The 15,104-nt window shown below is 65.8% G+C and carries 13 protein-coding genes; 10 read left to right on the forward strand and 3 right to left on the reverse strand.

Features of this window, described 5'->3' with window-relative positions; all coding sequences use genetic code 11:
• Nucleotides 1-47: 47 nt before the first annotated feature.
• On the reverse strand, nucleotides 48-2,351 hold the full coding sequence (locus EYF70_RS00225; protein WP_131143588.1) for a catecholate siderophore receptor Fiu: 2,304 nt from the start codon (nucleotides 2,349-2,351) through the stop codon (nucleotides 48-50).
• A 165-nt stretch (nucleotides 2,352-2,516) separates the two neighbouring features.
• On the opposite strand from EYF70_RS00225, the gene EYF70_RS00230 reads away from it, so the two are divergent.
• From EYF70_RS00230 to EYF70_RS00240, 3 genes are read left to right on the forward strand one after another with little or no spacing between them, the layout of a single operon-like run.
• Nucleotides 2,517-3,251 (forward strand): glutathione S-transferase family protein, encoded by a 735-nt coding sequence (locus tag EYF70_RS00230; protein WP_131143589.1) that lies wholly within the window; start codon nucleotides 2,517-2,519, stop codon nucleotides 3,249-3,251.
• A 27-nt stretch (nucleotides 3,252-3,278) separates the two neighbouring features.
• Entirely contained in the window at nucleotides 3,279-4,052 is a 774-nt protein-coding gene (locus EYF70_RS00235; RefSeq protein WP_131143590.1) for a 5'-3' exonuclease, read from the forward strand.
• A 41-nt stretch (nucleotides 4,053-4,093) separates the two neighbouring features.
• Entirely contained in the window at nucleotides 4,094-4,513 is a 420-nt protein-coding gene (locus EYF70_RS00240; protein WP_131143591.1) for a response regulator, read from the forward strand.
• Between the two features lie 200 nt (nucleotides 4,514-4,713).
• Here EYF70_RS00240 and mnmA read toward each other — a convergent pair whose 3' ends face one another.
• Together mnmA and EYF70_RS00250 are read right to left on the reverse strand one after the other, a co-directional pair.
• The gene (mnmA, locus tag EYF70_RS00245; protein WP_131143592.1) at nucleotides 4,714-5,823 is read right to left on the reverse strand and encodes a tRNA 2-thiouridine(34) synthase MnmA; all 1,110 of its coding nucleotides are present in this window, start codon (nucleotides 5,821-5,823) and stop codon (nucleotides 4,714-4,716) included.
• Between the two features lie 18 nt (nucleotides 5,824-5,841).
• Complete coding sequence (locus EYF70_RS00250; protein WP_131143593.1) at nucleotides 5,842-6,324, reverse strand: NUDIX hydrolase; 483 nt, start codon at nucleotides 6,322-6,324, stop codon at nucleotides 5,842-5,844.
• 215 nt (nucleotides 6,325-6,539) lie between these two features.
• Between EYF70_RS00250 and EYF70_RS00255 the strand changes: the two genes are divergently transcribed.
• The 7 genes from EYF70_RS00255 (at nucleotide 6,540) to EYF70_RS00285 (ending at nucleotide 15,043) form a co-directional block, all read left to right on the forward strand.
• Nucleotides 6,540-7,652, forward strand: a complete 1,113-nt coding sequence (locus tag EYF70_RS00255; protein WP_131143594.1) for a Re/Si-specific NAD(P)(+) transhydrogenase subunit alpha — start codon at nucleotides 6,540-6,542, stop codon at nucleotides 7,650-7,652.
• Nucleotides 7,653-7,763: 111 nt separating this feature from the next.
• The gene (locus tag EYF70_RS00260) at nucleotides 7,764-8,069 is read left to right on the forward strand and encodes a proton-translocating transhydrogenase family protein (RefSeq protein ID WP_131143595.1); all 306 of its coding nucleotides are present in this window, start codon (nucleotides 7,764-7,766) and stop codon (nucleotides 8,067-8,069) included.
• Nucleotides 8,069-9,541 (forward strand): NAD(P)(+) transhydrogenase (Re/Si-specific) subunit beta, encoded by a 1,473-nt coding sequence (locus EYF70_RS00265; protein WP_131143596.1) that lies wholly within the window; start codon nucleotides 8,069-8,071, stop codon nucleotides 9,539-9,541. The genes EYF70_RS00260 and EYF70_RS00265 overlap by 1 nt, the downstream gene beginning before the upstream one ends.
• 145 nt (nucleotides 9,542-9,686) lie before the next feature.
• Entirely contained in the window at nucleotides 9,687-11,126 is a 1,440-nt protein-coding gene (locus tag EYF70_RS00270; RefSeq protein WP_229420641.1) for a glycoside hydrolase family 30 protein, read from the forward strand.
• Nucleotides 11,127-11,182: 56 nt separating this feature from the next.
• Complete coding sequence (locus EYF70_RS00275) at nucleotides 11,183-12,217, forward strand: LacI family DNA-binding transcriptional regulator (RefSeq protein ID WP_131143598.1); 1,035 nt, start codon at nucleotides 11,183-11,185, stop codon at nucleotides 12,215-12,217.
• Nucleotides 12,218-12,306: 89 nt separating this feature from the next.
• Nucleotides 12,307-13,674, forward strand: coding sequence for a glycoside hydrolase family 5 protein (locus tag EYF70_RS00280; protein WP_229420642.1), 1,368 nt, complete (start codon nucleotides 12,307-12,309; stop codon nucleotides 13,672-13,674).
• Nucleotides 13,664-15,043: a GH1 family beta-glucosidase gene (locus EYF70_RS00285; RefSeq protein WP_131143599.1), complete on the forward strand. Its 1,380-nt coding sequence runs from the start codon at nucleotides 13,664-13,666 to the stop codon at nucleotides 15,041-15,043. The genes EYF70_RS00280 and EYF70_RS00285 overlap by 11 nt, the downstream gene beginning before the upstream one ends.
• The last annotated feature ends 61 nt before the right edge of the window (nucleotides 15,044-15,104 follow it).

Consider the following 15,104-nt stretch of genomic DNA (forward strand, 5'->3'; position numbering starts at 1 on the left):
GCAAGGTCTGAAGGTCAAGCGATGAAACTCTGTACTGCCAGTGAAAATCAGAAGCGGAAGTTCGCCGTCAGGCTGGCCGAGCGCGGGTTGCCCGGAATATAGCGGTAGCCGCTCTTGTTGATGGACGCCACGTATTCCTCGTCCGCCAGGTTGTACACGTTCAGGCGCAGGTCGACGTTTTTCGTGAGGGCATACGATGCCATCGCGTCCGCCACCCAGTAGCCCTTGGCATAGGCCGGCGTGCCCACCGAGCCGTCGGTGCCGCGCAGCAGCTTGCCGTTGTGGCGCACGCCGCCACCGATCGTCAGGCCGAACGGGAAGCTGTAGGTGGTCCAGCTCGTGAAGGCGTTCTTCGGCGTGTAGTTCAGGGCATCCTCGCCGCTGGCCGTCACCGCGCGGCCCGCTTCCACGCTGGTCTTCATGTGGGTGTAGCCGGCGCTGACCATCCAGTTCGGCGTGATCTGGCCCTGCACGCCCAGCTCGATGCCTTCGACGCGCTTCTTGCCGGTCTGGTAATACACGTTCGCATCGGTCGGATCCTGCTCGACTTCATTCTTCACGTCGGTGCGGTACAGCGCGGCGGTGAAGGCCAGCTTCTGCTCCAGCAGGTCCCACTTGGTGCCGATTTCCTTGGTGACCGTTTCCTGTGGATCCCATACCGGATTGGCGGCGCTGCTCGCGGCGGTGGACAGGCTGAACGTGGCGCCGCCCGGCGGCTGCTTCGAGCTGGCCACGGTGGCGTACACGCTGCTGTTGGCGGTCGGCTTGTACAGCACCGACAGCTTGCCGGTCGTCAGCGTATCGCTGTCGCTCAGCACCGTCGGCACGAACACGTTGTTGGCCAGCGAGATGGCGACGTAGTCGAAATTGTAGTGGTCCACGCGGACACCACCGTTGACGATCCACTGCTCGCCGATCTTGACGGTGTCGAACAGGTACAGCGCCTGCGTGTCGGTGCCGCCCTGGGCGCCGGCGCCCGTGCGCACCGGTGCCAGTCCCGTGATCGGCGCGCCCGGGTTCGGCGCGTACAGCGGCGTATCGGTCAGCACGCCGCCGCCCGTGCGGCTGTAGGTGTTCTGCTTCTCGTCGATGAATTCCAGGCCGCCCACGACCGTGTGCTGCAGGCCGCCCGCGGTCACGTCCCACGTCAGCACGGTCTGGTTGGCAACGATGCGGTTTTCGACATCCTTGAACGTGCGCGAAGTGCGCTTCAGCAGCCACGTCGACGGATCGGCCGGGTTCGGCGTGATCAGGTTGGACGGCGTCGTGACACCGCTGGCATTCGTGCTGGTGGCGTTCGCCATGAACGAGGTCAGCAGGTAATCCTGCTTCGTCTTGCCATAGCGTGAGGTGTTCTGCAGGCGCAGGTTCGGCGAGAAGTCATGGTCGATGCGCACGGTGGCCATGTCGGCCGTCACGTCGTCGTGGTCCGTCACGTGGCCATAGAAGCCTTCCGGGTCGACCATCGGCGCGCTGTTCAGGAATTCGCGGCGCAATGCCGGGTTGGCGTTGCGGCTGTCCGGGCTGGTGTAGCCGGGCAGGCCGATGGTGGGCACGCCGCCGTCGGGAACGTTGTCCTGCTTGATGTGCAGGTAGGACAGGTGCGCGCGGGTCTTGCCGCCCAGGCCGAAGGCGATCGTCGGCGCCACGCCCCAGCGCTTGTTCTTCACCACGTCGCGCGCGGCGCTGCCCGAATCCTGCGCCATCACGTTGAGGCGGAAGGCGATGCCGTTCTCCGTGTTCAGCACGCGGTTGACATCGGCCGTGGCGCGCTTCTGGCTGCCGCTGCCGCCGGTCAGCGAACCGGACACCGCGTTTTCCAGGTTGGCCTGCTTCGATTGCAGGTTGACCGAACCGGTCGGCGCGCCGCGGCCCGTATCGGTGCCGGCCGGGCCTTTCAGCACATCGATCTGTTCGATGTTGAAGACGTCGCGCGAGATCGAACCGATATCGCGCACGCCATCGACGTGGATGCTGGTGGACGTGTCGAAACCGCGCAGGAAGATCGCGTCACCCGTGTTCGTATTGCCGTTTTCGCCCAGGAAGAACGTGCCCACGCCCGGCGTGTTGCGCAGCGCCTCGGTCAGCGTGGTGGCGTTCTGCTGCTGGAACAGTTCCTTCTTGATCACGGTGATGGTCTGGGGCGTATCCACCAGCTTTTCCGTGTATTTCGGCGAGGACGCCCGTTCCGCCTTGAAGTCGTTTTCCTTGCTTGCCTCGGCAACCACTTCGGCCATCTGCTTTTCCTGCGGATCGGCCGCGTGCGCGGCGGCGGCCGGCAGCAGCAGCGAGGCCAGTACAGTGCTCATCTGCAAACGGGAAGGGTGCTTACGACTCTTAATCTGGGTCATTTCTCAACAGGTCCGTGTAAGTTTGTGTAAAGACTGTCGAGTCTAGCAATTGTGGCAAAGTATGTAAACGAGAATTGTTATCATTCGCATTCTTGGTAGCGCTAGATGTGGCTTCCGTGCTGCATGGAAGTGCTAAGCTGGCGGTTTTCGGCAACCAGGCCACACATGATCACTGTCCACCACCTGAATAATTCCCGCTCGCAGCGCGTGCTGTGGCTGCTGGAGGAACTGGGCCTGCCTTACCAGGTCGTACGCTACCAGCGTGATGCCCGCACGATGCTGGCGCCACCGGAACTGAAAGCGGTGCACCCGCTGGGCAAGTCGCCGGTGATCGTCGATGGCGACTGCACGGTGGCCGAATCCGGCGCGATCATCGAGTACCTGATGGATCAGTATGACGGGAGCGAACTGCGTGGGAGCGAATCGCGTGACGGCGAACCGCGTGAGAGCGAACCACGGCAGGGCCGCCTGCGGCCGCCGGCACGCACGCCGGAAAAGCGCCGCTGGACCTACTTCCTGCACTACGCGGAAGGGTCGATGATGCCGCCGCTGCTGATGAAGCTGATCTTCGACCGGGTGGAAACTGCGCCCGCGCCGTTCTTCGTGAAGCCGATCGCCCGCGGCATCGCGCAAAAGGTGAAGAGCAACTACATCCTGCCGCAGATCCGCCAGCACCTCGATTACCTGGAGGGCGAACTGGGCCGGCACGAGTGGTTTGCCGGCGATGCGTTCAGCGCGGCCGATATCCAGATGAGCTTTCCCCTCGAAGCGGCGGCGTCGCGCGGCGGCCTCGATGCGGCCAGCCACCCGAAGCTGGCGGCTTTCCTCGAACGCATCCATGCGCGGCCCGCCTACCAGCGCGCGCTGGAACAGGGCGGGCCGTATGAACTGCTGCGCTGAGGCGTGCGGTAGAATCGGAATTTTGCCATGGGACGCCTGCTTGCCATCGACGGCCTGAACATCGTGCGGCGAGTGTACGAAGCCAGCCCGGAGCCCGACTCCGACCTGAAGGCCGAGATCGCGCTGCGCCATGCCCTGAATTCCTTCCGCACGCTGATCAACGGCCACGAACCCACGCATGTGCTGCCGGCCTTCGACTTCGGCGGGAGCACCTGGCGGCATGTGCTGTACGGCGGCTACCGGGAATCGCGCGCGCCGATGCCGGCCCCGCTGCGCGAGGCGTTGCCGGGCTTTTATGCGAAGCTGGAAACGTTCGGGCTGCGCCCTGTCTCGCTGCCCGGCGTGGAGGCGGACGATGTGATCGGCACGGTCGTCATGCGCTGGCTCGGCCAGAGCCGGGGCGAGGCGGTCGTGGCCACCACGGACAAGGACCTGCATTGCCTGATCGCCCATGGCGCCCGCGTGTGGGACCACTTCAAAAGCGAATGGCACGACCACGCCTGGGTGGAGAACAAATGGGGCGTGCCGCCCGCCCAGCTGCCGGACCTGCTCGCGCTGATGGGCGACGCCACGGACAGCATTCCCGGCGTCTCCAAGGTGGGGTTGAAGACGGCGGCGAAGCTGTTGCGCACCTATGGCTCGCTGGATGCGATCATGGCCGGCGCCGGCATCCTGAAGGATGCGGTCGGCGAGGCGCTGCGCAAGGAACGGGAGATGCTGTATCTTTCCCGCCAGCTCGTGGAGCTGAAGACGGACGTCACGGTCGGCGTGAGCTGGAATATGCTGGCCTGGGAGCGGTGAGGAAGCAGTGAAGGAACGGCAATGAGAAGGAAAGAACGACAATGCTGAAGGCAGTGATCATCGATGGCAGCGCCGTGGCACGCGGCCTGCTCAATACAGTGCTGATGGATGGCGGCTACGACGTGGTCGGCCAGGCGCACACCTGCGCGGCGGGTACCGCGCTGCTGATCAAGTTCAACCCGCAGATCGTCTGCATCAACCGCGACCAGATCGAGCAGGACGTTCCCGGCGTGGAAGCCATGCGCCGGCAATGGCCGAAGGCGCTGATCTTCATGGTTTCCAGCGAGTTCGACGCCGCCACCGTGCAGAAGGCGCACGCGATGGGCATCAACGGCTTCATCGTCAAGCCGTTCAACGCGGGGACGGTGCTGAAGACGATCCGCAATACCGTGATCGCGATGGTGAAGCGCCAACAGAAGGCGCAGGAAGATGGCGGCGGGCAGGAGCCGGCGGCGGAGTAAAGGACTGAAGCCCGCGCGCTAGCGACGCAAAAGTACAACCCCAGGTGCAAGCCCCCTGCTTCACCCCGATGGGGCGTAGTCGGGGTTTCAAGGAGCATCGCTCCTTGCCGACGTAGCGATACTGGCCTGCAAGCCAGTATTCCTCCCTGACCCCTGAATCTGCCGTTGGGTTGAAGCGGCAGCCTGTGGTACCTCGAAAATCAACCGCCCCGCGGCCCGGCGATGATGCCGCCGCCCAGGCACACGTCGCCGTCGTACAGCACGGCCGACTGCCCCGGCGTCACGGCCCATTGCGGGTCCATGAACGACAGCGCGAATTCGCTGGCACCCGAAGGCGCCACGTCGCAGGCCACGTCGGCCTGGCGGTAGCGCGTCTTGGCGGCGATGCGGCCCGCCTCGGGCGGCACGCCGGCGATCCAGCTGGCCTGGTCCGCCGCCAGGTCCGGCGACAGCAGCCACGGGTGATCGTGGCCCTGCACCACCCACAGCGTGTTGGTCGCCACGTCCTTGCGGGCCACGTACCACGCGTCGCTGCTGCCGTCTTCCTTCTGGTAGCTCTTCACGCCGCCGATGCCGATGCCCTTGCGCTGGCCCAGCGTGTAGAACGACAGGCCGACGTGCTCGCCGACCACCTTGCCGTCCGGCGTCTTCATCGGCCCCGGCTTGTACGACAGGTAGCGGTTCAGGAATTCGCGGAACGGCCGCTCGCCGATGAAGCAGATGCCGGTCGAATCCTTCTTGGCCGCATTCGGCAGCTTCAGCTTCTCGGCGATCTGGCGCACTTCCGTCTTGGGGATCTCGCCCAGGGGGAACAGCGTCTTCGAGAGCTGCGCCTGGTTCAGGCGGTGCAGGAAATAGCTCTGGTCCTTCGTATGGTCGACGGCTTTCAGCAGTTCATGCGTGCCGGTGGCGGCATTGTGCCGCACGCGCGCATAGTGGCCGGTGGCGATCAGGTCGGCGCCCAGCAGCATCGCATGGTCGAGGAAGGCCTTGAACTTGATTTCGGCGTTGCACAGCACGTCCGGGTTCGGCGTGCGGCCAGCCTGGTACTCGCGCAGGAATTCGGCGAAGACGCGGTCCTTGTACTCGGCGGCGAAGTTCACGGCTTCGATGTCCACGCCCACCACGTCGGCCACGCTGGCCGCGTCGATCCAGTCCTGGCGGGTGGAGCAGTATTCGGAATCGTCGTCGTCTTCCCAGTTCTTCATGAACAGGCCCACCACTTCATAGCCCTGTTCCTTCAGCAGCCATGCCGACACCGAGGAGTCCACGCCGCCGGACATGCCGATCACGACTTTTTTCTTGCTCATTTCATCAATCCGTTGTGATTACACTTCCTCGTAGACCGAGACATGTGTATGCAGCAGTTCAAGCGGCGCGCGCTTGCCCGCCAGGTATTCGTCGACGCACGTCATCAGCAGCGGGCTGCGATGACGCTCGCGGCACGCGGCGATTTCGTCGCGCGTCAGCCACATCGTGCGCAGGATGCCGTCGTCCAGCGGGCGCTCCGGGTGAAATTCCCCTGGCTCGCCGCAGAACGCAAAGCGCAGGTAGGTCACCAGTTCGCCGGTGCGTGCCGAGCGGTAGCGCGACATGTACATGCCCACCAGCGCCGTCGGCGTGAAGTCGTAGCCGGTCTCCTCGAGCGTTTCACGCACCACGGCTTGTTCCAGCGATTCGAGCGGGTCCAGGTGGCCGGCTGGCTGGTTCAGGCGGATGCCGTCGCTGGTTTCTTCTTCGATCAGCAAGAACTTGCCATCGCGTTCGATGACGGCGGCAACGGTCACATTGGGTTTCCAGGTACGCGGCATGGGGGTCATCCTTGAAAGAGCCGGTATTTTAGCCTGTTCCGCCAGGACACATGTGACTGCCGCGTGACACCGCACGACACTTGTTGTCAGTAAGCCGACGTTGACTTATGAAAAAGATTATTCGACAAGATTTCCGTGCTAGTGTTGAGCCAGTCCCGATTCAACCTGCAGTCAGTCTCGCACTCTCACTCTATCTATAACACCGGAGGCGTTTCATGAGGATAGGAATACCGGTCGAAACGCGGCCGGGCGAAACACGCGTCGCCGCAACGCCCGAAACGGTCAAGAAACTCGCAGGCAAGCACCAGCTGGTCGTCCAATCGGGGGCCGGCATGGCCGCTTCCATTCCCGACGATGCCTATGCCGCTGCCGGCGCCACGATCGCCGGCGCGGCCGAAGCCTACGGCAGCGACATCGTGCTGAAGGTGCGCGCGCCGGATGACGGCGAACGGGCCCTGATGCGATCGGGCTCGGTGCTGATCGGCATGCTCAATCCATTCGATACCGGCAACATCGAGGCCATGGCCGGCGCCGGCCTGTCCGCCTTCGCGCTGGAAGCCGTGCCGCGCATCACCCGGGCCCAGTCGATGGACGTGCTGTCGTCCCAGGCCAACATCGCCGGCTACAAGGCCGTGATGGTGGCGGCCAACACCTACCAGCGCTTCATGCCGATGCTGATGACGGCCGCCGGCACGGTGAAGGCGGCGCGCGTGCTGATCATGGGCGTCGGCGTGGCCGGCCTGCAGGCGATCGCCACCGCCAAGCGGCTGGGCGCCGTGATCGAGGCGTCCGACGTCCGCCCGCCCGTCAAGGAGCAGGTCGAGTCGCTCGGCGCGAAATTCATCGACGTGCCGTTCCTCACCGACGAGGAAAAGGAAATCGCCCAGGGCGTGGGCGGCTATGCCCGGCCGATGCCGGCCGACTGGATGCGCCGCCAGGGGGAACTGGTGCACGAGCGCGCGAAGGCCGCGGACATCGTCATCACCACCGCGCTGATTCCCGGCCGCAAGGCGCCGGTGCTGATTTCGGAAGAAACCGTGCGGGCCATGAAACCGGGTTCCGTGATCGTCGACCTGGCGGTGGAGCAGGGCGGCAATTGCCCGTTTTCGGAGCTGGGCCGCACGGTGGTCAAGCATGGCGTCCACATCGTCGGCGAACCGAACCTGGCTTGCCTGGTGGCGGCCGACGCCTCGGCGCTGTATGCCCGCAACGTGCTCGACTTCCTCAAGCTGATCATCGACAAGGACGACCGGCTGGCGATCGACCGCGAGGACGAGATCATCAAGGCCACGCTGGTGGCGCATGGCGGAGAAGCGCTCAGGAAATAAGGGCGCGCCATGGGAGTCAGCCACGCCATCGTGGAATGAGCGACACCAACATCGAAACAGGGAGACGCTCGTGGAAATGAGCCACACCACCATCGAAACAGGGAGACCGTCGTGGAAGTAAGTCACACCATCACCAACTTGATAATCTTCGTGCTGGCCATCTACGTGGGCTACCACGTCGTCTGGAACGTGACGCCGGCGCTGCATACGCCGCTGATGGCCGTCACCAACGCGATCTCGGCGATCGTCATCGTCGGCGCCATGCTGGCCGCCGGGCTGACCGAAGGCATCATCGGCCAGGTCGCCGGCACCGTGGCCGTGGCGCTGGCGGCCGTCAACGTGTTCGGCGGCTTCCTCGTCACGCGCCGCATGCTGGAAATGTTCAGGAAGAAGGACAAGAAGGAAGGGGGCAAGTGATGGCCTTCATTTCCATGAACCTGGTGACGATGCTGTACCTCGTCGCTTCCGTGTGCTTCATCCAGGCACTCAAGGGATTGTCTTCTCCCGCCAGCGCGCGGCGCGGCAACGCCTTCGGCATGGCGGGCATGGCGATCGCCGTGCTGACGACGATCGCGCTGATCGCGAAACTGCAGGCCGACAGCGCGAGCGCCGGCAACGGCGGGGGCGGCATGGGCTTCGGCCTGGTGGCCCTGGGCGTCATCGTCGGCGGCGCGATCGGCGCGTACCTCGCCAAAACCGTCGAGATGACCAAGATGCCGGAGCTGGTGGCGGCGATGCACTCGCTGATCGGCCTCGCCGCGGTCTGCATCGCCGTGGCCGCGGTATCGGAACCGCAGGCATTCAACATCGCCGCGCCGGGCGAAGCGCTGCCGCTGGGGAACCGCATCGAACTGTTCATCGGCACATTCGTCGGCGCCATCACGTTCTCCGGTTCCGTCATCGCCTTCGGCAAGCTGGCCGGCAAGTACAAGTTCCGGCTGTTCCAGGGCGCACCCGTGGTGTTCGCCGGCCAGCACGTGCTGAACCTGGTGCTGGCGCTGGTGATGGTCGCGCTGGGCCTGGCCTTTGTGTTCGCCGATGGCGTGGAACCGGCATGGACGCCGTTCGTGATCATGACGGCGATCGCCTTCGTGCTGGGCGTGCTGATCATCATTCCGATCGGCGGGGCGGACATGCCCGTGGTGGTCTCCATGCTGAACAGCTACTCCGGCTGGGCGGCCGCCGGCATCGGCTTCTCGCTGAATAATTCGATGCTGATCATCGCCGGTTCCCTGGTCGGCTCGTCGGGCGCGATCCTGTCGTACATCATGTGCAAGGCGATGAACCGCTCGTTTTTCAACGTGATCCTGGGCGGCTTCGGCGGCGAGGCGGCGGCGGCCGGTGGCGGCGGCGCCCAGGTGGCGCGGCCGGTGAAATCCGGCTCGGCCGACGACGCGTCGTTCCTGATGAGCAATGCGGAAACCGTGATCATCGTGCCCGGCTACGGGCTGGCCGTGGCGCGCGCCCAGCACGCGCTGAAGGAGCTGGTGGAAAAGCTCACCGAGCATGGCGTGACCGTCAAGTACGCGATCCACCCGGTGGCGGGCCGCATGCCGGGCCACATGAACGTGCTGCTGGCCGAAGCCGAGGTGCCGTACGACCAGGTGTTCGAGATGGAGGACATCAACGGCGAATTCGCCCAGGCCGACGTGGCGCTGATCCTGGGCGCCAACGACGTCGTCAACCCCGCCGCCAAGGACCCGAAATCGCCCATCGCCGGCATGCCGATCCTGGAAGCCTTCAAGGCCAAGACCGTGATCGTCAACAAGCGCTCGATGGCGTCCGGATACGCGGGCCTGGACAACGAGCTGTTCTACATGGACAAGACGATGATGGTGTTCGGCGACGCCAAGAAGATCATCGAGGAGATGGTGAAGGCGGTCGGCTAGTTTTCCAGCATTCCCGCCAGACGTTGGCGCTGCCGGCACATGCTGCCGCCAGCGCCGATTTTTTTTGGTGGCGCGAAACGAATTCCTGTATGATTTCGCCGGAATGGTAACGTTTCCATCTGGCGCCGTCATAGGGGAGGAAGGCATGGCAGGTTCAACTTCGAGGCACTGGCCGACAGTGTCGCTGCTTGCGCCGTTGCTGGCCTTGTGCGCGGCCGGCGCGCAGGCGCAGACGGTGCAGGCATGGATCACCAGCGGCGACCAGTCGCGGCTGATGCAGCGTGGCCCGGATGCGAAGTTCGGCAAGGCGCCCGGCGAGCCGCTCATCGTCGACGTCGATCCGGCCCGCCGCTTCCAGCAGGTCACCGGCTTCGGCGCATCGATCACCGATGCCTCGGCCCACCTGATCCAGCAGAAGATGGCCGCGCCGCAGCGCGAAGCCCTGCTGGCCGAGCTGTTCGGCGCGCCACCTGCGGGGCTGGGCTTGTCGTTCACGCGCCTGACGATCGGCGCCTCCGACTTCTCGCGCACGCACTACAGCTTCGACGACATGCCGCCCGGCGAAACCGATCCCGGCCTGGCGCGCTTCTCGATCGAACCGAACCGCGCCGACGTGCTGCCGGTGGTGAAGGCCGCGCTGGCGATCAACCCGCAACTGAAGGTGATGGCGTCGCCGTGGAGCGCGCCGGGCTGGATGAAAAGCACCGATAGCCTCATCCAGGGCACGCTGAAGCCCGAGGCGTTCGCGCCGTTCGCCGCCTACCTGTCGAAGTACGTCGCCGCCTACCGGGCCGAAGGCGTGCCGATCTTCGCGCTCACGCTGCAGAACGAGCCCCATTTCGAACCGAAGGACTATCCCGGCATGCGCGTCGATCCCGCCAGGCGCGCCGCGTTCATCGGCGGCCATCTCGGCCCGCTGCTGGCCAAGGAGCACCCGGGCGTGCGCATCCTCGACTGGGACCACAACTGGGACGAACCCGGCTCCCCGGCCGCCGTGCTGCGCGATCCGGTGGCCGCCAGGTACGTGGCCGGCGTGGCCTGGCACTGCTATGGCGGCGACGTGCGCGTGCAGGCCGCGCTGCACGACACGTGGCCGGACAAGGAAACCTGGTTCACCGAGTGCTCGGGCGGTGGCTGGGCGCCGGACTGGTCGAACAACCTGATGTACTTCACGCGCACGCTGGTGATCGGCACCACGCGCGGCTGGGCCAGGGGCGTGCTGCTGTGGAACCTGGCGCTGGACGAGAACGGCGGGCCGCACCTGGGCGGCTGCGGCAACTGCCGCGGCGTGGTCACGATCGATTCGCGCACCGGCGAAGTCACGCGCAACGTCGAATACTATGCGCTGGCCCATGCCAGCCGCTTCGTGCGGCCCGGCGCGCGGCGCGTGTGGTCCAGCAGCGGCTATGCGGACCTGGACACGGTGGCCTTCCGCAACGCGGATGGCACGCTGGCGCTGCTGGTCGTCAATTCGGCCGATGCGCCGCGCCGCTTCGCCGTGCGCCAGCGCGGCCGTGCCGCCAGGTCGTTCGCCTATGACCTGCCGGCACGGAGCGTGGCGACCTTCGCCTGGCGCCAACCGTGAGCGGGGGCGGGCAATACAGTATGCTTGCGTGATTACAGCACGATAGGAAAAACGTAGTGGCAACCATCAAGGACGTGGCCCGGCTGGCGGGCGTGGGACTCGGCACGGCATCGCGCGTGGTCAGCGGCAAGGGCGCGGTATCGCCGGCCACGCAGGCCAAGGTGCGCGCGGCGATCGAAGCGCTGGATTTCCGGCCCTCGCACGCGGCGCGCGCGCTGCTGTCCGGCTATTCGAAGATGATCGGCGTGTATATCCCGATCCTGAAAGGCACGTTCTACACGCCGATCCTGCAGATGATCGACATCGAGCTGCGCGCCAACGGCCTGCACATGGTGGTGGCGTTCGGCGTGGGGCAGGGTGACGCGTTGCGCCAGGCGGTCGAAGGCATCGAGTTCCTGCTGGAGCGCGGCTGCGACGGCATCATCTCGATGAGCAACATCCTGGGCGACGAGGATATCGCGGCGCTGGGCGCGCGGGGCGCCAACATCGTGGTCGTCAACAACGCCACCAGCGGGCTGGGCGAACAGGCCTTCCAGGTCGACCACCGCAAGGGTGGCGCGCTGGCCGCGGAAACGCTGCTGGCGCAAGGGCACCGCCAGATCGCCGTGATCGCCGGCCCGGCGGACGCGCCGGACAACGTGGAGCGCGTCGACGGCTTCCTCAAGGCGCTGAAGAAGGCCGGCATCGATACCGGCGGGCTGTGGATCGCCGCGAGCGACTTTTCGCCGGAAGGCGGGTTCGCCTGCGCCAGGGAATTGCTGGCATCGAAATACGCCTTCACGGCGCTGTTCTGCGCCAACGACGAGATGGCCGTGGGCGCGCTGTCGCACTTCCAGGAAGCCGGCATCGCCGTCCCGCGCGACGTGTCGGTGCTCGGCTACGACGACACGCCCAGCGCCGAGTTTTCCGCGCCGCGGCTCACGTCCGTGCACATTCCGTGGCGCGACGTGGTGAAGGCGGGCCTGAACGCGCTGCTGAACCGCTGCTACGATGGCGACCGGCCGGTGGCGCGGCGCTACCCGATCAGTGTCACGCATCGCGCGTCGCTGGGGCCGGCGCCGGCGCCCAAGGTGCGCAAACGCGGCAAATAGGGAAGGGCGGTACGGGGCGGCGCGCCAGGTTTGCGCGCCATTTTTTCGTGATGATATGGAAAGCTTTCCATGCTCTTGCATGATATTCCATGTCATTCCAAATCATGCAGGAACTGGAGGAGACGATGCGAAAGCACATGATGGCGGCGCTGATCGCCACGGCCGCGCTGATGCCGGCGGCACAGGGCGCGCCGGCCTGGGCGTCACTGCCGATGCTGCACACCGAAGGCACGAAGTGGGTCGGCGCCGATGGCCGGCAGGCGATCCTGCGTGGCACCAACCTGGGCAACTGGCTGATCAACGAGTTCTGGATGATGGAGCTCGACAAGTCCAGCGGCGTGGAAGACCAGTGCACGCTCGAGGCGGTGCTGGACAGGCGTTTCGGCCATGCGGAACGGGAGCGGCTATTCAAGGTGTTTCGCGATAACTGGATCACCACCCGCGACTGGGACCTGATGCAGCGGCACGGCCTGAACGTGGTGCGGCTGCCGTTCATCCACAGCGTGATCGAGGACGAAAAGAAGCCGCGTACCCTGCGCGCCGATGCATGGCGCTACCTCGACGACGCTATCGACCAGGCCGAGAAGCGCGGCATGTACGTGGTGCTCGACCTGCATGGCGCCGCCGGCAGCCAGGGGATCGAACACCACAGCGGCTGCGCCGGCCGCAATGAATACTGGAGCGTGCCGGACAACCAGGTGCGCACCGAATGGCTGTGGCAGCAGATCGCCACGCGCTACAGGGACCGCGGCGGCGTGGCCGGCTACAGCGTGCTCAATGAACCGTGGGGCACCGATCCGGACACCATGGCGGCCAATGTGCGCCGGCTGTACCAGGCGATCCGCGCCGTCGATCCGAACCACGTGATCATCCTGCCCGGCCACAGCAAGAACGGCATCGATGCCTATGGCAAGCCGGGCGACCACGGCATGCGCAACGTGGCCTTTGAAATGCACCCGTATCCCGGCCACTTCGGCTGGGGCAAGCCCGGCCTGAAAGTGCACCGCGACTGGCTCGCGTGCGCTCCCGGCGAAGGCGACACGGTGTGCAAATGGGATGAGCGGCTGCGCCGGCTGGACACCGCGTTCTTCGTCGGCGAGATGCAGCCATGGGCCATGATGGGCCTGGAGCTGGGCGGCCAGGTCGCGCGCGCCTCGTTCGACACCTATGCGAAGTACGGCTGGGCCGCCACCGCATGGTCGTGGAAGGTCGTCACGCAGCAGGGCGGGCAGGGCAACGGCAAATGGGGCTTCGTGACCAATGCGGCTGTTGCGGCTGTTGCGGCCGTTGCACCGCCGGCCGCGAAAGCGCCGATCGTGTTCACCAGCGCGCCGAAAGCCGACATCGAGGCGCTGTTCCGTTCGTTCGGCACGCAACCCTATGCACTGCACGAGCCGCTGCTGCGCTGGCTCACCACTTCGACTCCCCGCGACATCCGAGAAATCCATGACCAATAACGTACACGACACCGCGCTGGCGCGCGGCGGCTTCCCCGCCGATTTCATCTGGGGTACTTCCACGTCTTCCTACCAGATCGAAGGGGCCCGCCATGAAGATGGCCGCGTCGACTCGATCTGGGATACCTTCAGTGCCCAGCCGGGCCGCATCCGCGACGGTTCCAGCGGGACCATCGCCTGCGACCACTACCACCGCTGGCCGGAAGACCTCGACATCGCGCGCGGCCTCGGCACCAACGCCTACCGCTTCTCGATCGCCTGGCCGCGCATCTTCGGCGCCGGCGGCGCGCCGAACACGAAAGGCCTCGACTTCTACGACCGCCTGGTCGACGGCATGCTGGCGCGCGGCCTGCAGCCGTGGCCCACGCTGTACCACTGGGACTTGCCGCAGGCGCTGCAGGAACGTGGCGGCTGGATGGCGCGCGACGTCGTCCACCATTTCACCGACTACGTGGATGCCGTCACGCGCCGTCTGGGCGACCGCGTGCCGCAATGGATCACGCACAACGAGCCATGGTGCACGGCGATGCACGGGCACATGGACGGCATGCATGCGCCGGGCATCCGCGACGTGGCGTCGGCGCTGCAGGCCAGCCACCATGTGCTGCTGTCGCACGGCCTGGCGGTACCCGTCATCCGCGCCAACGTTCCCGGTGCCCGCGTCGGCGCGGCACTGAGCCTGCATCCGATCCGCCCTGCCAGCGACAGTCCGGAGGATATCGCCGCCGCGCACCGGCACGACGGCTTGCGCAACCGCTGGTTCCTCGACCCGCTGTTCGGCAAGGGCTATCCGCGCGACGTGCTGGAGGCTGTGCGCGATGCGGCGCCGCGCATCGAAGCCGGCGACCTGGAAGCGATCGCCGCGCCGACCGACTTCACGGGCCTGAACTACTACTTCCCCGAAGTGATCGCGGCCGCGCCGGGCGAAGGGCCGCTGCACGCGCGGGTGGTGCACCGCGAGGGCGTGGAACGCACGGCGTTCGGCTGGGAAGTGGCGCCGCAAGGCATGGCGCGGCTGCTCGAGCGCATCCACGCGGAATACAGGCCAAAGGCGATCTACGTGACGGAAAACGGTTCGTGCTACGACGACGCGGTGGAAGACGGGCAGGTGCACGACGCGCAACGCACGTCGTACCTGGCGCGGCACCTTGCCGCGCTGAAGGCCACCATCGCGCAAGGCGTGCCGGTGGCCGGCTACTTCGCCTGGAGCCTGCTCGACAACTTCGAATGGGCGGAAGGCTACACGCGCCGCTTCGGTCTTACCTACGTCGATTTCGCCACCCAGCAGCGCATCCTCAAGGACAGCGGCAAGTGGTACCGGGCCTTCCTGGGCGGTACCCCGGCCGTGTCGAAATTCCCACAAGCGTGAAGTTCCGTTGACAAGAAAATCAGCCCGCCGCGATAATTGCCGGACAAATTGGTAACGTTTC

This window comes from Pseudoduganella albidiflava (genome assembly GCF_004322755.1).
Lineage (GTDB): Bacteria > Pseudomonadota > Gammaproteobacteria > Burkholderiales > Burkholderiaceae_D > Rugamonas > Rugamonas albidiflava.